The sequence below is a fragment of the Streptomyces flavofungini genome (genome assembly GCF_014650815.1).
Lineage (GTDB): Bacteria > Actinomycetota > Actinomycetes > Streptomycetales > Streptomycetaceae > Streptomyces > Streptomyces flavofungini.
Genome location: NZ_BMVR01000015.1, coordinates 95,451 through 117,788 on the forward strand (window position 1 = coordinate 95,451; position 22,338 = coordinate 117,788).

A 22,338-nucleotide genomic window follows, 5' to 3' on the forward strand; every position below is an offset into this window, starting at 1 on the left:
CCCCGTCAGCCCCCCGCTGGGCCTGCCGCGCTCGCCGTACCGGCGAGGGCGTCCAGGTCGCTCTTGCGTACCCGGATTACCAGAAGGGCTGTGATCAGGGCGAGTACGGCCATGCCGACGGCCGGTAGGAAGGCCGTGGAGATGCCGGTGGACAGCACCTCGTGGCCCCAGGGGGCGGGTAGCTCGCCGGATTTGGCGAACGAGGCCTTCTGCTCCGGAGTCGCCCTCGCCATGAAGTCCGGGATCTGTTCCTTGGCCTCGTCCCGGCTCGCCGTACCGAAGACGGTCGTCAGGATGGACAGACCCAGCGAACCGCCCACCTGCTGCGTCGCGTTGAGCAGTCCGGACGCGGCGCCCGCCTCGTGCACGGCGACGCCCGACACGGCGGTCAGCGTCAGCGTGACGAAGTTCAACCCCATGCCGAAGCCGAACAGGACCATCGGCCCCAGCACCCCACTGACGTACGAGCTGTCCGGAGTGATGAACGTCTGCCACCCGAGGCCGAGGGCGACGAAGGCGGAGCCGGTCACCATGAAGGGCTTGGGGCCGAGAACCGGCAGGAACCGCTGTGACAGCCCCGCACCGATCACGATCGCGACGGTCACGGGGAGGAAGGCGAGACCGGCCTCGATGGGCGTGTAGTTCAACACGTTCTGGACGAAGAGAACGATGAAGAAGAACATGCCGAACATGGCCGCGGCCAGGCTGAGCATGATCACGTACGTGCCCGACCGGTTGCGATCGGCGAACATCTTCAGTGGCGTGATCGGCTCCTTCGCCCGGCTCTCGATGAGCACGAAGGCGACGAGCAGCACGACCGCCGCGCCGAACGATCCCAGCGTGAGGCCGTCGCGCCAGCCCTCCTCGGACGCCCGGATGAAGCCGTAGACGAGCGAGGCCATACCGGCGGTCGAGGTCAGCGCGCCCACGAAGTCGAAGCGGCCGGGATGGCGCTCGGACTCACTGATGTAGAGCGGGGTGAGGAAGGCGATCAGCACGCCGATGGGGACGTTCACGAACAGCACCCAGCGCCAGTCCAGCCACTCGGTGAGCATGCCGCCCGCCAGCAGGCCGATCGCGCCGCCACCCGCGGAGACGGCCGCGAAGACGCCGAACGCGCGATTCCGTTCGGGACCCTCGGGGAACGTGGTCGTGATCAACGCGAGCGAGGTGGGCGACGCGATCGCGCCACCGACGCCCTGCAGGGCGCGCGCCGCCAGCAACTGCCAGGGCTCCTGGGCGAATCCGCCGAGCAGGGAGGCGAGTGTGAAGAGCAGGATGCCGGTCATGAAGACCCGGCGACGGCCGAGGATGTCACCGGCGCGGCCACCGAGAAGCAGCAGGCCACCGAAGGTGAGGGTGTACGCACTCACGACCCAAGTGAGGTCTGTCGTGGAGAACTTGAGCGCGTCCTGAATGTGCGGGAGCGCGATGTTCACAATCGTCGCGTCCAGGACCACCATGAGTTGACAGGCGGCGATGATGGTGAGCGCCACACCGGGGCGGCCTTCACGGCGGGCCGCACCTGGCTTCTGATCTTGACTTAACTGAGAGGTTGTCACTATGGGTCCCCCACAAGTGCGTTAGTGAACGTAGACGTTCACTGTCGCGGCCTACGGTAGTGAAACCCTGACAGTGAACGCAAGCGTTCACTGGATCTGCCTTGATTGCTCAACGGAGATGTGCAGATGGTTACTTCGCGTTGGACGGCTGCCTCCACGCAGGCGGTCTCCTCGCGCCGCCGAGGTCCCGTGCTGGAGCGCGCGATTCTTGAATCCGCGCTCGAGCAGCTCAGTACGGTCGGTTGGAGCGGGCTGACGATGGAGGGCGTGGCCGCGGGCGCTCAGACGGGCAAGGCCGCGGTGTACCGGCGCTGGCCGTCCAAAGAGGACCTCGTCGTCGACGCGCTGCAGGCCGGGCTGCCCGGTCTTGTGGGTGTTCCGGACCACGGAAGTGTCCGGGAGGACCTGCTGCAACTGTGTCGTCAGATGCGTACGGCCATGACGTCGCGCCCTGGCTATGCCCTGATGGCTGTTCTTCACGAGTGCGACACGGCAACCGCCGAGCGTTTCCACGCAGTGATCGTCGAGGGTGTCATCGAGCCGAGTGTGGAACTCATCAGACAGGTCATGCGGCGTGGAATGGAGCGCGGAGAGGTGCGTTCCGGAGCGACGGATGCGTTCGTCTGCGATGTGATTCCGGCGATGATGATGTATCGCTCCAAGGTGTGCGGGAGCGAATGGACGGATGAGGAATTCATCAGCCTCATTGACCAGGTCATGATGCCGCTGCTGCGCGTGTAGGGCGTTTGCCGCGTGTGCGGAGAGGGCGTTTGCGGCCTGTACGGGGCGTCGCGTTCGGGTGGGCCGCAAGTCGCGGAGCCGGACGTTCCGGGGGCAGGCCGCGACATGCTCGTGGGGGCGTTGGCGTGAAACCGGGCAGAGCTCGGCGAACCGGGGTGTCGCGAGTGGTCATCGGCGGCGTACGCTGTCTGGCGCCATGCCGTACGAAGCCCCCACCCACACTGTCGAGCGCTCCCTGCGCGCCACCACCGGAGCGAAGATCGTCGCCGGTGTCGACGAAGTCGGACGCGGAGCGTGGGCGGGACCGGTCACCGTCTGTGCGGCGGTGACGGGACTGCGCAAGCCGCCCGCGGGACTCACCGACTCCAAGCTGATCAGCCCGAAGCGGCGTACCGAGCTCGCCGAGGAACTCGAGGGCTGGGTCACGGCGCACGCCCTCGGTCATGCCTCGCACGAGGAGATCGACGACCTGGGCATGACGGCCGCGCTGCGGCTGGCTGCGGTCCGTGCCCTGGAGGCCCTGCCGGTCCGTCCGGAGGCGGTCATTCTCGACGGGAAGCACGACTATCTCGGGGCGCCGTGGTCGGTTCGTACGGTCATCAAGGGCGACCAGTCCTGTGTGGCCGTCGCCGCCGCGTCGGTGATCGCCAAGGTGCGGCGCGACAAAATGATGGCCGAACTGGGCATCGAACATGCAGACTTCGGTTTTGCGGCCAACGCCGGTTATCCGTCGCCGGTGCACAAGGCCGCGCTGGCGGAACGGGGGCCCACCCCCTACCACCGGCTTACGTGGGCGTATCTTGATGCGCTGCCCCAGTGGCGGCATCTCAAGAAAGCCCGCAGCTGGGCGGAGGGAAACGTTCCGGAAATCGAGGGCCAGCTCGGCTTTGACTTCTGATGTTTTCCGCAGTTCCGGTCGCACTCATGTGCCACCCGCCGACGCGTGTCGCATCGGCGTTTGATAGACAACAACGCATGCCTCTCATTCCCGAGGAGCCTCAGATTCACGAGAGTGCCCAGGGTCCCCGCGCCACACCGGCCAGCAGCCGTACCGCGCCGACCCCCCGCCCCGTACCCGGCCCGCGTCCCGCGGCGCCGCCGCGGCCCGGACGTCCGGGTCCCGCACGGCCGATGCCGCCCGCGCAGCGCGCGACGCGTGAATCGGCCGTCAAGCCCGGGCCCACCGCCCTGGCCCCCACGCCGGAGCCCCCGGCTCCGGCTACTCCCGAAACCTCCGCCGTCGACACCGCCGCGGCGCTCCCGCAGATCCAGCTCATCCCGGCCTCGGCCGAGGGTGCGCTGGACGCCGCCGAGGAAGCCGTCGACCTGCTGCTCGACTCGGGCCGCGCCCCGGGTGACGTCCTGGTGATCACCACCGGCGAACCGCACCCGTGGGCGACGCACGAGCTGTCCTTCGGCGATGGCGCCTACTGGGCCCAGCACGACGCCGGTGACGACGTCTTCTACGCCGACGCCGCTGTGCTGCCGCGTGCCACGGCTCGTCCCGTGGTCGTCGTGGCCCTGAACGGCGGCAGCGAAGAGGTCGCCGTCGCGGCCCTGCCGACGGCGCTCACCAGGGCTGGAGCCCTGCTGGTCGTCTGCGGCGACCCGCAGCGGATCAACGCGATGCTGGGTGCGGGCGTCTGACGCTCCCGCCCGGCGGGCCACGCCGCGGCCTCGTGCCGCGGCGCCACGCGCCACATCGCGCTGAGCCGCGCCCACCTGCGCGCCGCTGTGGTGCGCGTGTGTGAAGCGTGAGGCCGATGCGACGCATGTGCTGTCGTTGGTGCTTGGTGCTTGGTGCTTGGTGCTTGGTGTCGGCTGTGCGGGTCCCCTGCGTAGGCGCGAGGGTGCCGAGGTGGCGCTCGGCGCGAGGTCCGTCAGGCGGCCCCACCCGTCCCGCCCGTGGACGGTACGCATTCGGCGCACTCTTGGACGGCACGCCCCCTGAGCCGGTTCTCAGCGAGCGGAGACGCGGCGTAACAACTCCGATGCCACGCCACCCATGCGCGGCGGAGGCGTCTCGACCTCGGCCAGGTCCTCAGGGCGCGAACCGGCGCTCGGCCGACGGCCCGCGCGGCCCTCGCCGAGCACCTGCCAGCCCTCCCGGGTCAGCGTGATGTACGCCCCACAGCGCAGCCCGTGCAGCGTGCAAGCGTCCCGCAGCCCCCACATCCACGCGCCGTCCTCCTGCGTCCACAGCCCGTCCCCGTCCCGGCAGTAGAGCAACACGGCCGTACGCACCGGGGTGCGGCGGCGCAGATCGTGCGGGATGACCCGGCGCAACTGCGCGAGCAGGGCGTTGCGGAACACCCAGCCGTCGGCCACACTCGACCGTCTCGCGAACGACGCGGACGCCCTGACCCGCTCCTCCTGGTCGAGGACGGCGACGACCGCCGTGGCCGGAGTGGGCCGGTGCCGGGCGTGCAGACCGCTGACGACCTCGCGAGGGTTCCGCAGCAGCGGGATCTCGGCGGCCGACCACTCAGCCGGCTCAAGCAGGCGGGTGGGCGACTGAGCGGGATCGGGTATCGCGGCGGCGGCCGATGAATCCGACGTCGATGCCGCTGTGGACGGAGTGAATCCGAAGGTCACGATCCTCCCTTCGGCTACACGCCCCTACAGAGGGCGGCGTCGGACTGGGGTGCACCGCAGGCAGAGCCCTACCGGACCACGGGAGCCGCGCGGGAGCGGTTCCAATTCTTCCCGTCGTACTGGCTTGCGGCAACGAGCAATTGAAGCCGTCGTCCTGTATCCGGCGATACGTCTCGCATATCCCTGCCCAGAGCGCCCCTCGCCCAAGCCCCTTTCACGCCTGTACGGCCAGGACCAGCGGCAACACCCCCTCGGCTCCGGCCCGCCGCAGCATGCGCGCCCCCACCGCCAGCGTCCAGCCGGTCTCCGTCGAGTCGTCCACCAGGAGCACGGGCCCATTCGCCTCCTGGAGAGCCGAGGCCAGCGCGGGCGGCACGGTCAGCGTGCCGTCCAGGGCGCGCAGCCGCTGGGCGCTGTTGCTCCTCGGCACGTGCGCGGTCTCGGCCCCGTCGACGTACTCCAGGGAGCCGAGCAGTGGCAGGCGCCCGATCTCCGCGATCCGCGAGCCCAGGGACTGGATCAGCTGCGGCTTCGAGCGCGACGCCATGGTCACCACGCCCACTGGACGCGGCACCGCGTCGGCACTCCCCGAGGCCCAGCCGCCAGGCCCCTTCGCCCAGTCGGCCAGCACCTCCACGACGGCCTTCGCCACATCGTCCGGAATTGGCCCGTCCGGAGCCTGGGGCGCGAGCATCGGCCGCAGCCGGTTGCCCCAGCCGATGTCCGAGAGCCGTCCCAGGGCCCGTCCGGGGGCGGCCAGTTCACCGGCTGGGATACGTCCCTTCAACGTCATGCCCACGGCTGCCAAGCCGGTGGGCCACATCTTCCTGGGCTCGACCTCGACACCCGGGCGAGCGAGCTCACCGCGTGCCGTCTCCAGCGCCGCGGACGACACGCTGTCGGTGAACCGCCCGCCCGCGCAGTTGTCGCAGCGCCCGCACGGTGCGGCCTCTTCGTCGTCGAGCTGGCGCCGCAGGAACTCCATGCGGCAGCCGGTCGTCATGGCGTACTCCCGCATGGCCTGCTGCTCCGCCTGCCGCTGTTTGGCAACCCAGGCGTACCGCTCGGTGTCGTACGTCCACGGCCTGCCCGTCGAGATCCAGCCTCCCTTGACCCGCCGGACCGCACCGTCGACGTCGAGGACCTTGAGCATCGTCTCGAGGCGTGACCTGCGCAGCTCGACGAGCGGCTCAAGCGCGGGGAGCGACAGGGGGCGGTCCGCCTGCGCCAACACGTCCAGCGTGCGCCGCACCTGCTCCTCCGGCGGGAAGGCGAGCGAGGCGAAGTAGTTCCAGATCGCGGTGTCCTCCGTGCCGGGCAGCAGCAGGACCTCCGCGTGGGCGACGCCGCGACCGGCTCGGCCCACCTGCTGGTAGTAGGCGATCGGCGAGGACGGCGAACCGAGATGGACGACGAAGCCGAGGTCGGGCTTGTCGAAGCCCATTCCCAGGGCGGAGGTGGCGACGAGGGCCTTGACCCGGTTGGCGAGCAGGTCCTCCTCGGCCTGCTGCCGGTCCGCGTTCTCCGTCTTGCCGGTGTACGAGGTGACGGTGTGCCCGCGATGACGCAGGTACGCCGTTACTTCCTCGGCCGCGGCCACCGTGAGGGTATAGATGATCCCGGACCCCGGCAGCTCGTGGAGGTGGTCGGCCAGCCAGGCCAGCCGGTGCGCCGCGTTGGGCAGTTGGAGCACGGCGAGGCTCAGGCTCTCGCGGTCAAGAGCGCCGCGCAGGACGAGGGCGTCCGATCCGCCGCCGGTGCCGAGCTGGTCGGCGACGTCGGCTGTCACGCGGGCGTTGGCCGTCGCCGTCGTGGCGAGGACCGGGACACCGGGTGGAAGGTCGGCCAGCATGGTGCGCAGCCTGCGGTAGTCGGGCCGGAAGTCGTGCCCCCAGTCCGAGATGCAGTGGGCCTCGTCCACCACGAGCAGACCCGTCGCCGCGGCCAGCTTGGGCAGGACCTGGTCGCGGAAGTCCGGGTTGTTGAGCCGCTCCGGGCTCACCAGGAGCACGTCCACCTCACCCGCCGCCACCTCGGCCTGGATGGTGTCCCACTCTTCCGTGTTGGACGAGTTGATCGTGCGGGCGCGGATGCCGGCGCGCTCGGCCGACTCCACCTGATTCCGCATGAGCGCGAGCAGCGGAGAGACGATCACTGTGGGGCCGCTGCCTCGTTCCCGCAGCAGCGCCGTCGCGACGAAGTACACGGCGGACTTGCCCCAGCCCGTCCGCTGCACGACGAGCGCCCGGCGCTTCTCGGCGACCAGCGCCTCGATCGCGCGCCACTGGTCCTCGCGCAGGCGAGGGCTGTCCGGCGGCGCCTCGCCGGAATCGGGGGAGGGGCCGCCGACTAGGCGGGCGAGGATGGCGTCGGCCGCCGTGCGCAGCTCTTCGTTGCTCATGGCTCCATGCAACCTGATGGGTACGACATCCGGCGAACGGGTCCGTCAGTCTGTGGATAACTCTTGAGATGCCCCTGATCATGGTTATCCACAGGGTCAACCGGAATGACGGGATCCGGTGCAGAGTCGGCGCATGACGAATCACAGCGAATCAGCCGACCCGATCGAAGAACCCATCGAAGACTCCGGCACCGACCCCGTCGGCGAGTCCGTGGTCACCCTGCGCACCCCCGCCGAACTGGCCGACGCCTTGCCGTACTTGCTCGGCTTCAGGCCTGAGAACAGCGTCGTCCTCATCGCGCTGCACGGACGCAGTGGACGGTTCGGTGGGCGAGCGCGCCTCGGCATTCCGAGGCGCGCGGAGGACTGGCCGGCCGTCGCGGACCAACTGGCGCAGTGCCTCGTGAGCGGCTGCGAACGGCGTGAAGCCCGACCGGACGGTGTCGTCGCCTTCCTCTGCCAGGAGCCGGGAGGGTCCGCGGGGGACACCTCCGGGCACTCGGGGCGAGGGGACGAATCCGGTCGGCAGGTCGTGGAGCGCCTGCGGCCGCTGGCTCAGGCCCTGCGTACCGCCTGCGGCAGTCTCGATGTCCCGGTCCTGGAGGTCGTGTGCATCTCGGACGGGCGCTTCTGGACGTACTGCTGCCCTGACCAGGGGTGCTGTCCGGAGGAGGGTGCCCGGTTGCTTCCCGCGGGCACGTCGGTCCTCGCGGCGGCCACCGCGTACTCGGGGCGTCTGGTGGGGCTCGATCAGGGGAAGCTGCGGGCGCGGCTCACGCCGTGGCGGACCGATGCTGCGGCTGCCCAAGAGAGCGCACTGCACGCGGCGGCTGTCGCGCTCGTGCCCAGGATCCTGGACGGAGGCGGCCACGATGACGTCTCCGACGAGACCGTCGACCTCGCCCGCCGCGTGATGGCCCGCCTCTCCGAGGCGCCCCCGAAGGGCGACCCGCTGGACGCCGACCTCCAGGACGACGAGTTGCTGGCTCACGACGAGGCCGCTGCTCTGATCCTCGGCATCCAGGACCGCACGACCCGGGACCGGGCAGCGGAGTGGATGGAGGGTCCGGATGCGAAGCCCGCACTCAGGCTCTGGCGAGCGCTCGCACGCCGCTGTGTCGGCCCGTTCCATGAGCACGCGGCGGCGCCGTTGACGCTGGCCGGCTGGGTCGCCTGGTCGCTGGGCGACCTCATCGAAGGCCAGGAGGCGCTGACCATGGCGCTGAAAGCCGACCCGCACTACACGTTCGCGCTACTGCTCTACCCCGTCTGCGGCGCGGACGAGGACCCGGAACCGATTCGCCGCATCCTGCGCGGTGAGCGGGCGCAGCGTGAGCCGGACGACCCCGACATTCCGATCGGACCGGAGAGCCTCATCGACCTTGAGGTCCCGATCGACTCCGAGCCCCCGGTCCACGATCTGGCAGGCGGACAGGGTGGCGTGGCTGCGGGTGGTGCCGGCGCTCTGGACGGTGGTGACGTGTCCGACGGCGCCAAGATTCTGGACGGCGTCGACGCATACGGCCGACCCGGCGCTGACTGTGCCCCAGCTCTGGACGAGTTTCCCCAACTTTCAGGAGGCGCCGAACTTTCAGGAGCTACCGATCGCCTGAGCGCATCCGTCTCGGCCCCCGCTTCCGCCACGGGATCGGGTGCCGGTGTCGAAGTGGGCTCCGACGCCGCGGCAGCAGCCGAACCCAGGACCGACGCAGACGTCGGCTCCACGTCCCCTGCCCGCCGCTCTCCCCGCCCCACGACTCGTGGGACACGCCCGGGCGGTGGCGCGGGAACGGGACCGCGGCACCGGCGGCCCACGGTCCGGCGCGGCAGGAGGAACAGCAGGTGAACGCGGGAGACGGGCGCCATGGGCGGCGATCTGTACGGGCGCGTGCCGCGGCAATCGTCGCGGGAGTGCGCCGCCGTATGGGCGGCTTCCTGAGGTGCGTGCGTGACTTGGGGCGGCCCAGGCCCGTTCACCTGAGTGGCGGTACCCACGTCCGGGTCGCGCCGCTGCACCGCGACCGAGTCTCCGCAGCGCAGACAACGCAGAAGAGGCCGCCCCATGCACGTTCCCGCCCCGTCTCCTGCCCTCGGCCTGTCCGGTGTCTCCGGCAGGCCCAAGAGATCCGACGGCGGGCAGGACGACAGCATCCGCCTGCCCGCCCCGGCCTCCCGGCGCCCACCAGCCGGACAGGCCCCCGCGCCCGCGCCACGCCGCCCTGGTGCGCTGCCACCCGTGCACGCCTCGCTGGTCTGCGTCGCCCTGCCCGCACTGGCCGTGTCCACGGACCAAGGGCAGCTGAACGGCCGTGGGCTCGAAGGTTTCTACCGCTCGGGTCGGCGCATGCTGTCGCGCTGCCAGGTACGCGTGGCCGGACGGGAACCGGTAGCCGTGCAGGCGCGGATGCTCTCGGCCGACAGCGCCCGCTTCGTGGCCACCGTCCTGCCGTCCACCGAAGGCGGACCGGATCCGGACGTCGTCGTGGAGCGGACCCGGCATGCCGACGGCACGGAGCGGATCACGCTGCACAGCGCGGCCAGCCGCCCCCTCAGGCTGCCCGTCGAGGTGTCACTCGGTACGGACCTCGCAGAACTGGGCGCGGTCGCATCGGGCCGAGCCGGTCCGGAACTGCCGGCCAGCGTTCACGACTCCGGGATGCGCTGGTCCTCGGGGAAGGGCCACTGCGTGGTCACTGCCGTCCCAGCGCCCAAGGACGCGCTGGCCTCCGCCGGGCTGCTCCGCTGGGAGGTCCAACTGCCGCCGGGAGGAAGCCAGAGCGTGGAACTGCGTGTCCGCCCGGACGGAGCCGGGCCGGTGCGGCCGGTAGGGCACGGCGCGTCCAGCCCGCTGTCCTCGGCCCGGGCGGTCGGCGACGAGCCCGCGGTGGGGCGGCTCCTGGAGACCTCCACGGCGGATCTGCGGGCGTTGCTGCTGCGGGACCCGGCGCATCCCACCGATGTGTATGTGGCAGCCGGGGCGCCCTGGCGCTGCGGCCTCGCCCCCGCCGAGGCACTCATGGCCGCCCGGATGGCCCTGCCGCTCGGCACCAGACTCGCTGTCGGCACCCTGCGTACCCTCGCCCGCAGCCAGATCGGCACACCGGGGCCGAGGGCAGGCATGATTCCCGGGCCGATGCGCAATGCGGGCCCCCTGCTTCCTCCAGGCTGCACTGGCGTAGAAGCCACCCTCCTGTTCCCCGCGCTCCTGGCCGAGGCCTGGCGCTGGGGGACACCGGAGGCGGACGTGGAGGAGTTGTTGCCGTCAGCGGAGCGGTGCCTGCGGTGGCTTCTCGCCGCCGTCGGCGACAGAGAGTTTCTCCAGGACCCCCACCCCGGCGGTCCTGCCCGCTGCGAGACCCAGGCCCACGCCCACCGTGCGGCGCTGCTCGGGGCCGACCTGCTCGACGCCCACGGGCGTGCGGGCGGCGCCGACCTGAGGGAGTGGGCGGGGCGGCTGCGTGCCCGGTTCCGCAAGGAGTTCTGGGCGGCGGATCGGGCGGGCGGCAGGCCCGCGGCGGCACTGCTGTCGGACGGCCGACTGGTTGCGTACCTCACCGGGAGCGCGGCCCACCTCCTGGACACCGGGCTGCTCGGGTCCGGGGCACTCGCGCCCGGCCTGCTCGACAAGGTGCAGACGGAGCAGGTCGCCAGGTTGTTCGGCGGCCCGGCCATGGACTCGGGCTGGGGGCTGCGGAGCATGGGTGTCAAGGAGGCTGCGTACAACCCGTTCGGGCACCGGAGCGGGGCGGTGCGCGTGCACGAGACGGCCGTCGCGGTCGCGGGTCTGGCCGCCGCGGGCTATGAGAAGGAGGCGGGCTCGCTGCTGCGCGGAGTGCTCGCGGCGGCCGAGACCTTCGGTCACCGACTGCCCGAGATGTACGCGAGCGAACAACGCGCGGAAGGCGGTGCGCCGCTGCCGCACCCGGCGGCATGCCGCCCGGCGGCCATGACCGCGGCGGCCGGGGTGCATCTCCTGACGGTGCTCGCCGGTATCCGCCCGGACGCCCCGGCGGGCACGGTGACGCTGAACCCCGTCCGCAGCGCCCCGCTGGGCGAGCTGGGCCTGACGGCGCTGCGGGTCGCGGGGGCCCCGTTCTCGGTGCGGGTGAGCAGGCTCGGGCTCGCCATGGTCGAGGAAGCGGCCGACCGGCTGCAGTTGGGGGTGTGAGTGCGCTGGGCGGCGGCGCGGAGGGCGCGACGGGCCAACGGCGTGGATCCCGTGAATCGGGGCCGGAAGTAGATGTTGCGGGAGATGGCGTAGGAGGTGTTTATCGTCAGGAAGACGACTATGATCGCGGCATGTCGCCCTACGACCCGTCGGCCTTCCCGCCCTTTGCTGTCACCGTCGATCTGGTCGTGCTGACCGTGCGTCGCCATGCGCTGTGCGCGCTGGCCGTACGTCGCGGTGAGTCACCGTTCCAGGGGCGTTGGGCGCTGCCCGGCGGGTTCGTGCGGCCCGATGAGGACCTGTCGGCGGCAGCGGCACGGGAGCTGGTCGAGGAGACGGGGCTGTGCGCCCATGATCCGGACAGCCCGGTTCAAGCCAATGGGGCGCACTTGGAGCAGTTGGCGACCTACGGCGACCCGAAGCGCGATCCGCGGATGCGGGTGGTCAGCGTCGCCCACCTCGCGCTGGCCCCCGACCTGCCCGCGCCCAGGGCGGGCGGCGACGCGAACAGCGCGCGCTGGGCGCCGGTCGATGCCCTGCTCGCCCAGGGCGGGTACGGCCGCGAGGACGAGCAGGCGACGCCCCTCGCGTTCGACCATGCGCAGATCCTCTCCGACGGAGTGGAGCGCGCCCGTTCGAAGATCGAATACTCGTCCTTGGCCACGGCGTTCTGCCCACCCGAGTTCACGGTCGGTGAGCTGCGTCGGGTCTACGAAGCCGTGTGGGGCGTCGCGCTCGACCCGCGCAACTTCCATCGCAAGGTGACGGGCACGCCGGGTTTCCTCGTGCCCACGGGTGGCACGACGACCCGCCAGGGCGGCCGCCCGGCGCAGCTCTTCCGGGCGGGCGGCGCCACGCTCCTCAACCCGCCGATGTTGCGGCCGGACGTCTGAGGGTGAGCCTCGAGTGCGTACCGCCATCTCGCTGGGGCGCGCCTGGTCGCCTGACAGGTGGCCCGACGTGCGGCGTGGGCCGCGCCTGCGGTGCCATGTGATCTGTGCTTGCTGCTGGCCGGGCGTCGTCGGCCGCAATCGGTGCCCTCTCCTTGACGCGATTGCTGTGCGCCACTCGGCGCTGCGGGCGCCGCGGTTGACACCCGCGGGCTCACGTCCTGAGCGAAAAGCCGGAAATGTCGCGTTATCTTGCTGCGGTACCCACGGGGTTCGTCCGTCCCCGATTCGGCGGACTCGTCCCGGCCGTCGAGCGGTCGCACATCCCGCGAGAGAAGCGATGATCCAGGCCATCGGACTGACCAGCAAGAGCCGCAAGGAGCTCCCGCCCGCTGTCGACGACGTGTCCTTCGAGGCGCGTACGGGCCGTGTCACCGCGCTGCTCGGCGCTACCGACGCGGGCAAGACGACGGTGCTCAGGTTGATGCTCGAACTCCAACAGGGCCGCGGGATCACCTACTTCAGAGGTCGTCCGCTGCACCGCATCGCCCATCCCTCCAGGGAGGTGGGTGTGCTGCTCGGCGAAGTCCCCGGTCATCCGTTCCGTTCGGTGCGGGGTCATGTGCGGATGCTTTGTGCCGCAGTCGGCGTGCCCGTGCTGCGCGCTGACGACGTGCTGGAGGCCGTCGGGCTTGTCAGCCTGCGCGAGCAGCGACTCGGCACCCTCTCGCGTGGCATGGACCGCAGGCTCGCGCTGGCCTGCGCGTTGCTCGCCGACCCGCACACGCTCGTCCTGGACGGTCCCGCCGATGGGCTTTCGGCCCGGGAGAGCGGCTGGTTGCACGGCTTCCTGCGGGCGCACGCGGCCCGAGGCGGCACCGTCCTGTACTCCACCAGCGATCCCAAAGAGGCCGCGCGAACCGCCGACCGGGTCGTCACGCTCGACGCCGGGCGAATCGTCGCCGACCAGGAGGCAGGGGCGTTCGCCCGCACGCGGCTGCGCCCCCGGGTGGCCGTGCGCACGCCCCACGCTGCCCGCCTTGCTGTCCTGCTGGCCAAGGAGGCGCGCGCACGCCGCAGGTCCGTGGAGGTGGTGGAGGAGGACGGCAACAGGCTTTCGGTGTATGGCAGCACGTGTGCGGACGTGGGCGAGACGGCGTTCCGGCACGGGATCCTCGTTCATCACCTCGCGGACGAGATCGGGGACACGGGGGAGCTGACGGTTCCGGAGGAGGCCGCGCCGGAGCGCGCGCCCGGCGTACCTGGCGGGAGAGCCCCGCGCGCCTCGCGCGATGAACGTGCCGTCCCGCCGGATGTCGCCCCGTCGTCCGCGATCTCGACGGATCCAGCAGCGGACGCTCAACTCCCTTTCAGCGAACGGGAGTACGTCAGACCTGCTCAGCCGGATGCGGGGCCTGAGGATGAGCCCAAGGCGGAGCCGGGCGCAGACGTGGAGCCCACGGCGCGAGCCGAGTCGCCCGCCACCGCGCCCCGGGGCGGACTCGGCGGCGAGCCCGAACGTACCGCCGAATCCTCACTCCGGCTCATCCCTCTCCGCCCACTGGACGGAGACGAGCTGTCGCCCCCCGTAACCGCCGCCCAGCTGGCGCCCCGGAAGCCCCAGCCTGAGCCCCAAAGCCCGCACCAACCCCCGTCCAGGCCCGCACCCTCTGCATCGCCCCTGCCGCCCCCCATCGCCGTCCGCGCGGCCCGCGGCCCTCTGCGCCCCCTGCGCTATGAACTGTGCCGTGCCACCGGAATCGGCACCGGATACCTCACGCTGGCCGCAGTCCTCGCCGTATCCGCTCTGTTGTGTGTCTTCCTCGGCCGGACCGGACACACCGCGCAGCCCCGGCTGCTCGCGGCCTGGCCCACTGAACTTCCCTTGCCGCCCGCAGCCCTCGGGGCCGGGCTTCTCGGCGCGCTCGCCTTCGGTGAGGAGTTCCGCCACCCCGCTCTCGCCGCGGACCGAGGCACTGTTCCGCGCCGCCTTGGTCTCCTCGCCGCGAAACTCGTGGTCGCCGCGGCCACCGCTCTGCTGCTGGCTGCGCTCACCGTGGGCTGCGACGCCGCCGTACTCCATCTCGTATACGGATCGGAGGTCACGGAAGTACCCGCTGACTGGCTTTCCTTGAGCGCGAGTTGGCTGGCTTTCATGATCGGATGTGCCTGGGCGGGAGTTCTGGCCGCAGGCGTGTTCCGGTCCACCACCGCCGGGCTCGCCGCGGTCGTCGCCGTTCCGATTGTCGTCGTACCCCTCGTACAAAAGGCACTGGCGGGTCCGTCTGTGCGATCGGCAGTCGGTCTGCCAGGGCGATTGCGGCAGCTCACGCTCGTGGAATGGCCCTTCGGAGTCGAGCGGTATCTAGCCGGGGGATTCCGGATGATGGCTCAACCCGTCGGCGCTGCACTGGCGTTGTCGGTCACCGCTCTGCTCTGCGCTTATCTACTCACCGCGACGCGAAACAGGGCTGGCTGACCGCAATCTGCAGCCTTTCGTTCCCGCATTGCGCGCAAGTCTCCGGGAGGCAGCCACTTCTTTCCGATAACGCGTCAATTGCAGCGAGGTAAGCGATCACCCTTTCGTGTGCTTTTCACCAAAGACCTCAAGGGACTTGAGGGCCAAGCCGACAACTCATCCGTGAGTACCCTTGCGCACACCATGATGACCACCGCCCGCTCCGCAGACGCCGGCCTCGCCGGTCCGGCGGGCGAACTCGACCGCTACCCCTACGCGGAGGCTCCCGGCGCCGACCGCGTGGTCGCCCCCGTGTGGGACGGCGCGGACCAGGACCTGGGCCGCGTGGGCCGACGAACCGCGGGCAACCGCGGCCGCGGCCTGCATGGCCAACTGGTCCAGCAGCTCGGCCAGATGATCGTCTCCGGTGACCTCGGAGCCGACCGGCCGCTGGTCCCGGAGGAGATCGGCCAGCGGTTCGAGGTCTCCCGTACCGTCGTCCGCGAATCACTGCGCGTACTTGAGGCCAAAGGCCTCGTCAGCGCCCGGCCCAACGTCGGCACGCGCGTCCGCCCGGTCAGCGACTGGAACCTGCTCGACCCGGACATCATCGAATGGCGGGCGTTCGGCCCGCAACGCGACGACCAGCGGCGCGAACTCAGCGAGCTGCGCTGGACGATCGAACCCCTGGCCGCCCGTCTCGCCGCCGGGCACGGCCGCGAGGAGGTGCAGCAGCGGCTCGCCGACATGGTGGAGATCATGGGCCACGCGCTGGCTCAGGGTGACTCGATCACCTTCTCCCGCGCGGACGCCGAGTTCCACTCGCTGCTCATCCAGGTCGCGGGCAACCGCATGCTGGAGCACCTCTCCGGCATCGTCTCCGCCGCACTCCACGTCTCCGGAGGGCCCGTCACCGGCTGTGACCGCCCCACCGAGGCCTCCCTGGTGCACCACTCCCGGATCGTCGACGCCCTCGCCGCGGGTGACGGAGCCGGCGCCGAGGCCGCCATGCGGCAGCTCCTCACGGTCCACCCGGAGGTGGAGCGCGTGGTGCCCGCTCCCCGCGAGCACTGACCCCTCCCGCGTCAGTACGGCAGCCCGTGCCCACCGCGCAGCATCGTTTCGCTGCTGCTCCGACACCGCCGCCCGTGCCGCCGGACTCCCGCGCTCTGTCAGGGGCAAGGGTGGGTCCGGCGGCAGCGGCGGGGGGAATGGCGCGGGGGGATCGCGGAAAGCGGGGTAGCCGATGACTCCGTAGGCGGACGGCAGGCGCGAGCGCAGGTGTCCGGGTGGCGTCACGGTCCAGGCCGCAGGACGCTGACCTACGAAGGGCACCGACGTACACCGAAGAACGTCGACGTGCACGAAAGACGCTGACGTGCTCCCCAGGGATGCTGGCGGGCAACGAAGGATGTTGATGCATGCCAAGGAATGTTGATGCGGGCATGAGTGCGCCCAGGGAGGCGCACCCGCTGCACACCGACGTACGCATCCGACTGGATGATGGCGGAACTCTCGTCGCTTCTGACCGTATCTAGCTGCTTTTGAGTGCTTACGGGGTGTGACTCGGGCCACGTAGATTGGGCGTAACGCTCCTAGGAACAGCGCGATAACCTAAGAGGTGATAGCCGAGGAGGGAATACAGCCGTCGTTCACGGCGCTGTCCGAGCTCCACGGTCCCGCCCGCGCCGTCGGCCCAAATCCCCAGCCGTCGGTCGTCGGCTCCGGTCCACAGTGGACGGGGCCGGAAGCCGTTTTCCAACGTTCCGAGAGGTTGTTCGTGTCGGCCAGCACATCCCGTACGCTCCCGCCGGAGATCGCCGAATCCGTCTCTGTCATGGCGCTCATCGAGCGGGGAAAGGCTGATGGGCAGATCGCCGGCGACGACGTTCGTCGTGCCTTCGAAGCTGACCAGATCCCGGCCACTCAGTGGAAGAACGTTCTGCGCAGCCTCAACCAGATCCTCGAGGAAGAGGGTGTGACGCTGATGGTCAGTGCCGCGGAGCCGAAGCGCCCCCGCAAGAGCGTCGCAGCGAAGAGCCCGGCCAAGCGCACCGCGACCAAGACAGTCGCGGCCAAGACCGCCACGGCGAAGCCGGCCACCACCGCGGCCGCGCCCGAGAAGCCGGTCGCCGCCGAAGTCGGCGAGGACGGCACGGCCAAGAAGGCCGCTGCCAAGAAGACGACCGCCAAGAAGGCCGTCGCCAAGAAGACGACCGCCAAGAAGACAGCGGCCAAGAAGAGCGCCTCCAAGAAGGAAGCCGGTGAGCTCCTGGACGAGGAGGCCACCGAGGAGACGCCCGCCACCGGCAAGCCCGGCGAGGGCGAGCCCGCGGAGGAGGGCGCGCAGGGCTTCGTCCTGTCCGACGAGGACGAGGACGACGCGCCCGCGCAGCAGGTCGCCGCCGCAGGCGCCACCGCGGACCCGGTCAAGGACTACCTGAAGCAGATCGGCAAGGTCCCCCTGCTCAACGCCGAGCAGGAGGTCGAGCTCGCCAAGCGCATCGAGGCGGGCCTGTTCGCCGAGGACAAGCTGGCCAACGCGGACAAGCTCGCGCCGAAGCTCAAGCGCGAGCTGGAGATCATCGCCGAGGACGGCCGCCGCGCCAAGAACCACCTCCTGGAGGCCAACCTCCGCCTCGTGGTCTCCCTGGCCAAGCGCTACACCGGCCGCGGCATGCTCTTCCTGGACCTCATCCAGGAGGGCAACCTCGGTCTGATCCGCGCGGTCGAGAAGTTCGACTACACCAAGGGCTACAAGTTCTCCACGTACGCCACCTGGTGGATCCGGCAGGCGATCACCCGCGCCATGGCCGACCAGGCCCGCACCATCCGTATCCCGGTGCACATGGTCGAGGTCATCAACAAGCTCGCGCGCGTGCAGCGCCAGATGCTCCAGGACCTGGGCCGCGAGCCCACCCCGGAGGAGTTGGCCAAGGAACTCGACATGACCCCTGAGAAGGTCATCGAGGTCCAGAAGTACGGCCGCGAGCCCATCTCCCTGCACACGCCGCTGGGCGAGGACGGCGACAGCGAGTTCGGTGACCTCATCGAGGACTCCGAAGCCGTCGTCCCGGCCGACGCGGTCAGCTTCACGCTCCTCCAGGAGCAGCTCCACTCCGTGCTCGACACCCTGTCCGAGCGCGAGGCGGGCGTCGTCTCCATGCGATTCGGTCTCACCGACGGTCAGCCGAAGACCCTTGACGAGATCGGCAAGGTCTACGGAGTGACGCGCGAGCGCATCCGCCAGATCGAGTCGAAGACGATGTCGAAGCTGCGACACCCGTCGCGTTCGCAGGTCCTGCGCGACTACCTGGACTGAGCCGCCGCACAGTGCCCTGAAAGGGCCCGGAGTCCCGCACGGGACTCCGGGCCCTTCGCGTGCCCGCCCGTCCGCGTGGCGCACGTGCGGGGCATGGGAGGGTAGCTGACTCTGGGTGTGCGATTGCAACCCGGAGTGAGGAGATCGCATGCGTCGTCCCATCGTCCGAACGCTGGCGCCAGCGCTGGTCCTGGGGGCCTCGGCAGCCGCGCTGCCCCTGGTCTCCACGGCCCCCGCGGCGGCCGACAGCGTCATCATCGGAGGCAAGCCGGTGCGGGTGGCCGACAGCCCATGGACGGTGGCCCTCGCGAGCCGTGACCGGTTCGGGGGTACGCGGTCGGGGCAGTTCTGCGGCGGCGTCGTGATCGCCCGCACGACGGTCCTCACCGCGGCGCACTGCATGCGCGAGGAAGTCCTCGGCGTGCCCATCGGCCAGGTGCGGGATCTGAAAGTCATCGCCGGTCGCGAAGACCTGGCCACGAACGCGGGCAGCGAGATCTCCGTGAGCCGCGTGCGGGTCAACCGGGACTACGACAGCTACACCAACGCCGGTGACTTCGCGGTGCTGACCCTGTCCCAGCCGCTGCCACAGAGCTACACGATCCCCACGGCGGGCGCCGGTGACGCGGCGTACCAGCCCGGCACGAACGCCACGGTGTACGGCTGGGGTGACACCACGGGGCGGGGCGACTACGCCCGGTCGCTGCGTGCCGCCGAGGTGACCGTGCTCGCGGACACGGTGTGCGAGGAGGCGTACCCCGGCAGTGCTGACGGTACGTACAAGTCCGCATCCATGGTGTGTGCGGGTGAGCCGCAGGGCGGCCGGGACGCCTGCCAGGGCGACAGCGGCGGGCCGTTGGTCGCGCGGGGGCGGCTCATCGGGCTGGTGTCGTGGGGGGACGGCTGCGGCCGCGCGGGCAGTCCGGGGGTGTACACGCGGATCTCAGACGTCGTGCGGGGATGAACCAGGACCAGTGAGTGAACGGCCCGTGCGGGGCGCTGAGCGGGCCGCACGGGCTCTTTGGGCGCCGATGCGGCACAGGGCCCCGGGCTGCCGGGGATCGCGTGCTGTCGGGCGTCCTGAGGAACGTGAGAGGGCGGCTGCCCCTGGGGTTACAGGGGCAGCCGCCCGGTCGCCGGTCTGGTGGTCCGGCGCTCGCTCGTCGTCGTGCGAGGCTTCAGCGTTCCTCTTCGGATGAGCTGGCCGGCACGGCCGTCAGGCGCTCCGTCTCATCCTGTATCTCGGCGGCGATCTTCTTGAGTTCCGGCTCGAACTTGCGACCGTGGTGGGCGCAGAAGAGCAGTTCACCGCCGCTCAGCAGGACGACGCGCAGGTACGCCTGGGCGCCGCAGCGGTCGCAGCGGTCAGCGGCCGTCAGGGGGCTCGCGGGGGTCAGAACAGTAGTCACGTCGCCTCTTCTCTAGCTCGACGAGCTGTCGTACCAGGGTCAACATCCAACCAGGCCGAAAACGTTCCCGCTCGTGGCTTTTCCTCGAATTTTTCATTCGGGGTGGCTGTCTGCTGCCGGTTGGCGGCGAATGTGCCGTATTGCTGTCGTACGGTTTCGCGCTGTCTGTCAGGTCAGGTCCTCGCCGGCTGGCTTGCCGGTTGTTCATGAGGACGTGCCCGGAGCCTAAATGGTTCATGCCTGGAAGGGAACGTGATGTGTGCTTCACTCCATCGAGGGATCGAACACGCGTACGTTTCTGGACTAGCCTGGGCCGAGTCGAGGGTGGCGTGACAACGGCTCTACCAGGCCTCGGTACCCTCTGACGGGCAGTAGAACCCGAGCCCTTACCCCAAAGGGCCTCCCTTGAAATTCAGCGAGGAGCGAACCGCGTGACCGCCGAGACGTCCGTGCCGTCCACAGCGTTGCTGACCGGAGCAGACCGGGACGGTTCCAACTACACCGCGCGGCACCTTCTCGTCCTGGAGGGGCTCGAAGCCGTCCGCAAGCGTCCGGGCATGTACATCGGGTCGACGGACAGCCGTGGCCTGATGCACTGCCTCTGGGAGATCATCGACAACTCCGTCGACGAGGCCCTGGGCGGGTACTGCGACCACATCGAGGTCATCCTCCACGACGACGCCTCCGTAGAGGTCCGGGACAACGGCCGAGGCATCCCGGTCGACGTCGAGCCGAAGACCGGGCTCTCCGGAGTCGAGGTCGTCATGACCAAGCTGCACGCGGGCGGCAAGTTCGGTGGCGGTTCGTACGCGGCCTCCGGCGGCCTGCACGGCGTGGGCGCCTCCGTGGTGAACGCCCTGTCGGCCCGTCTCGACGTCGAGGTGGACCGCGCCGGGCACACGCACGCCATCAGCTTCCGGCGCGGTGTCCCCGGAGCGTTCGCCAAGCCCGGCGCGGAGGCGCCGTTCGACTCGGCGGCGCGGCTGAGCAAGGTCAAGAAGATCCCCAAGACCCGCACCGGCACGCGCGTGCGCTACTGGGCCGACCGCCAGATCTTCCTCAAGGACGCCAGGCTCAGCCTGGAGAACCTGCACCAGCGCGCCCGCCAGACCGCCTTCCTGGTGCCCGGACTCACCATCGTCGTGCGCGACGAGTTCGGCCTTGGTGAGGGCGGCACGAAGGGCGAGGAATCCTTCCGCTTCGACGGCGGAATCAGCGAGTTCTGTGAGTATCTGGCGCAGGACAAGGCCGTCTGCGACGTCCTCCGCTTCTCCGGCCAGGGCACCTTCAAGGAGACCGTGCCCGTCCTCGACGACCACGGCCAGATGACGCCGACCGAGGTCACGCGCGAGCTCGCCGTGGACGTCGCGCTGCGCTGGGGCACCGGGTACGACACGACGGTCAGGTCCTTCGTCAACATCATCGCCACCCCCAAGGGCGGCACGCACGTGACCGGCTTCGAGCGGTCGCTGACGAAGACGATGAACGAGGCGCTGCGCGCGCAGAAGCTGCTGCGCGTCGCCGAGGACGACATCGTCAAGGACGACGCCCTGGAGGGCCTCACCGCCGTCGTCACCGTGCGCCTCGCCGAGCCGCAGTTCGAGGGTCAGACGAAGGAAGTCCTCGGTACGTCGGCGGCCAACCGCATCGTCGCCAACGTCATCGCCAAGGAGCTCAAGGCGTTCCTGACGTCCACCAAGCGCGACGCCAAGGCGCAGGCGCGCTCGGTCATGGAGAAGGCCGTCGCCGCGGCCCGTACGCGCATCGCGGCCCGCCAGCACAAGGACGCCCAGCGCCGGAAGACCGCCCTGGAGTCCTCCTCGCTGCCCGCGAAGCTCGCCGACTGCCGCAGCGACGACGTCGACCGCAGCGAGCTGTTCATCGTCGAGGGAGACTCCGCCCTCGGCACCGCCAAGCTTGCCCGGAACTCCGAGTTCCAGGCCCTGCTGCCCATCCGCGGCAAGATCCTCAACGTCCAGAAGGCCTCGGTCTCGGACATGCTCAAGAACGCCGAGTGCGGCGCGATCATCCAGGTGATAGGAGCGGGGTCCGGCCGGACCTTCGACATCGACGCGGCGCGCTACGGCAAGATCATCCTGCTCGTCGACGCCGATGTCGACGGCGCGCACATCCGCATCCTGCTGCTGACCCTGTTCCAGCGCTACATGCGGCCCATGGTCGAGGCGGGCCGCGTGTTCGCCGCTGTGCCGCCGCTGCACCGGATCGAGCTGATCCAGCCCAAGAAGGGCCAGGACAAGTACGTCTACACGTACTCGGACCGCGAGCTGCGCGACACCCTGCTCGAGTTCGAGCGCAAGGGCGTGCGGTACAAGGACTCGATCCAGCGCTACAAGGGCCTGGGCGAGATGGACGCCGACCAGCTGGCCGAGACGACGATGGACCCGCGGTACCGGACCCTGCGCCGGATCAACATCTCCGACCTGGAGTCGGCGGAGCAGGTCTTCGACCTGCTGATGGGCAACGAGGTCGCGCCGCGCAAGGAGTTCATCACGAGCTCGGCGGCGACGCTGGACCGGTCGCGCATCGACGCGTGAGGTCCGTGCGGACGCGTGCTTGAGCGTGTGAGTGTCCTGTGCCCGCTGCGGGCGTTCTCTTGAGGGCACCTGGGGCACCTGGGGCACCTGGGGCACCTGGGGCGGCCAGGGCGCTTGGACGGTTCCGTCGAGCGTCTGGCCGCACGGAAGTGCTTCGCGGCGGGCGTCTCCACCCAAGGGTGGAGACGCCGGATCCACCCATGATCCACCCTCGCTCCGATCCTCTGACCAGGCAGA

The 22,338-nt window shown here is 70.3% G+C and carries 15 protein-coding genes; 11 read left to right on the plus strand and 4 right to left on the minus strand.

The window, feature by feature from the left end; translation table 11 throughout:
• Positions 1–5 precede the first annotated feature (5 nt).
• Positions 6–1,562 (minus strand): MFS transporter, encoded by a 1,557-nt coding sequence (locus IE274_RS31740; RefSeq protein WP_190119390.1) that lies wholly within the window; start codon positions 1,560–1,562, stop codon positions 6–8.
• Between the two features lie 126 nt (positions 1,563–1,688).
• Here IE274_RS31740 and IE274_RS31745 point away from each other — a divergent pair, with 126 nt between their 5' ends.
• From IE274_RS31745 to IE274_RS31755, 3 genes are all read left to right on the plus strand, one after another.
• Entirely contained in the window at positions 1,689–2,303 is a 615-nt protein-coding gene (locus IE274_RS31745; protein ID WP_190119391.1) for a TetR/AcrR family transcriptional regulator, read from the plus strand.
• A 196-nt stretch (positions 2,304–2,499) separates the two neighbouring features.
• On the plus strand, positions 2,500–3,201 hold the full coding sequence (gene rnhB, locus IE274_RS31750; protein WP_190119392.1) for a ribonuclease HII: 702 nt from the start codon (positions 2,500–2,502) through the stop codon (positions 3,199–3,201).
• 77 nt (positions 3,202–3,278) lie between these two features.
• On the plus strand, positions 3,279–3,950 hold the full coding sequence (locus IE274_RS31755; protein ID WP_190119393.1) for a hypothetical protein: 672 nt from the start codon (positions 3,279–3,281) through the stop codon (positions 3,948–3,950).
• A 312-nt stretch (positions 3,951–4,262) separates the two neighbouring features.
• Here the strand turns inward: IE274_RS31755 and IE274_RS31760 are convergent, their stop codons facing one another.
• Positions 4,263–4,898: a hypothetical protein gene (locus IE274_RS31760; protein WP_190119394.1), complete on the minus strand. Its 636-nt coding sequence runs from the start codon at positions 4,896–4,898 to the stop codon at positions 4,263–4,265.
• Between the two features lie 214 nt (positions 4,899–5,112).
• On the minus strand, positions 5,113–7,299 hold the full coding sequence (locus IE274_RS31765; RefSeq protein WP_190119395.1) for a RecQ family ATP-dependent DNA helicase: 2,187 nt from the start codon (positions 7,297–7,299) through the stop codon (positions 5,113–5,115).
• A 133-nt stretch (positions 7,300–7,432) separates the two neighbouring features.
• Here IE274_RS31765 and IE274_RS31770 point away from each other — a divergent pair, with 133 nt between their 5' ends.
• From IE274_RS31770 to IE274_RS31805, 7 genes are all read left to right on the plus strand, one after another.
• Positions 7,433–9,145, plus strand: a complete 1,713-nt coding sequence (locus tag IE274_RS31770; protein WP_229909945.1) for a DUF4192 domain-containing protein — start codon at positions 7,433–7,435, stop codon at positions 9,143–9,145.
• 216 nt (positions 9,146–9,361) lie between these two features.
• A complete protein-coding gene (locus tag IE274_RS31775; RefSeq protein WP_190119396.1) occupies positions 9,362–11,467 on the plus strand; it encodes a glycogen debranching N-terminal domain-containing protein in 2,106 nt (701 codons plus the stop codon).
• A gap of 131 nt (positions 11,468–11,598) precedes the next feature.
• On the plus strand, positions 11,599–12,360 hold the full coding sequence (locus IE274_RS31780; protein ID WP_190119397.1) for an NUDIX hydrolase: 762 nt from the start codon (positions 11,599–11,601) through the stop codon (positions 12,358–12,360).
• A 337-nt stretch (positions 12,361–12,697) separates the two neighbouring features.
• Positions 12,698–14,836, plus strand: a complete 2,139-nt coding sequence (locus IE274_RS31785; RefSeq protein WP_190119398.1) for an ATP-binding cassette domain-containing protein — start codon at positions 12,698–12,700, stop codon at positions 14,834–14,836.
• A 162-nt stretch (positions 14,837–14,998) separates the two neighbouring features.
• Positions 14,999–15,889 carry a FadR/GntR family transcriptional regulator gene (locus IE274_RS31790; RefSeq protein WP_190119399.1) on the plus strand — a complete coding sequence of 297 codons (891 nt, stop codon included), beginning with the start codon at positions 14,999–15,001 and terminating at the stop codon, positions 15,887–15,889.
• Between the two features lie 700 nt (positions 15,890–16,589).
• Positions 16,590–18,137, plus strand: coding sequence for an RNA polymerase sigma factor (locus IE274_RS31800; protein ID WP_229909946.1), 1,548 nt, complete (start codon positions 16,590–16,592; stop codon positions 18,135–18,137).
• A gap of 148 nt (positions 18,138–18,285) precedes the next feature.
• Positions 18,286–19,101, plus strand: coding sequence for a S1 family peptidase (locus tag IE274_RS31805; protein ID WP_190119400.1), 816 nt, complete (start codon positions 18,286–18,288; stop codon positions 19,099–19,101).
• A gap of 214 nt (positions 19,102–19,315) precedes the next feature.
• On the opposite strand, the gene IE274_RS31810 is transcribed toward IE274_RS31805, so the two are convergent.
• Positions 19,316–19,546, minus strand: a complete 231-nt coding sequence (locus IE274_RS31810; RefSeq protein ID WP_030357361.1) for a DUF7455 domain-containing protein — start codon at positions 19,544–19,546, stop codon at positions 19,316–19,318.
• A 431-nt stretch (positions 19,547–19,977) separates the two neighbouring features.
• Between IE274_RS31810 and IE274_RS31815 the strand changes: the two genes are divergently transcribed.
• A complete protein-coding gene (locus tag IE274_RS31815; protein WP_190119401.1) occupies positions 19,978–22,101 on the plus strand; it encodes a DNA gyrase/topoisomerase IV subunit B in 2,124 nt (707 codons plus the stop codon).
• The last annotated feature ends 237 nt before the right edge of the window (positions 22,102–22,338 follow it).

Coding starts and splice junctions, on each gene's coding strand:
- IE274_RS31745 (WP_190119391.1), top strand. CDS start 1,689: ATGGTTACTTCGCGTTGGACGGCTGCCTCCACGCAGGCGGTCTCCTCG.
- rnhB (WP_190119392.1), top strand. CDS start 2,500: ATGCCGTACGAAGCCCCCACCCACACTGTCGAGCGCTCCCTGCGCGCC.
- IE274_RS31755 (WP_190119393.1), top strand. CDS start 3,279: ATGCCTCTCATTCCCGAGGAGCCTCAGATTCACGAGAGTGCCCAGGGT.
- IE274_RS31765 (WP_190119395.1), bottom strand. CDS start 7,299: ATGAGCAACGAAGAGCTGCGCACGGCGGCCGACGCCATCCTCGCCCGC.
- IE274_RS31770 (WP_229909945.1), top strand. CDS start 7,433: ATGACGAATCACAGCGAATCAGCCGACCCGATCGAAGAACCCATCGAA.
- IE274_RS31775 (WP_190119396.1), top strand. CDS start 9,362: ATGCACGTTCCCGCCCCGTCTCCTGCCCTCGGCCTGTCCGGTGTCTCC.
- IE274_RS31780 (WP_190119397.1), top strand. CDS start 11,599: ATGTCGCCCTACGACCCGTCGGCCTTCCCGCCCTTTGCTGTCACCGTC.
- IE274_RS31785 (WP_190119398.1), top strand. CDS start 12,698: ATGATCCAGGCCATCGGACTGACCAGCAAGAGCCGCAAGGAGCTCCCG.
- IE274_RS31805 (WP_190119400.1), top strand. CDS start 18,286: ATGCGTCGTCCCATCGTCCGAACGCTGGCGCCAGCGCTGGTCCTGGGG.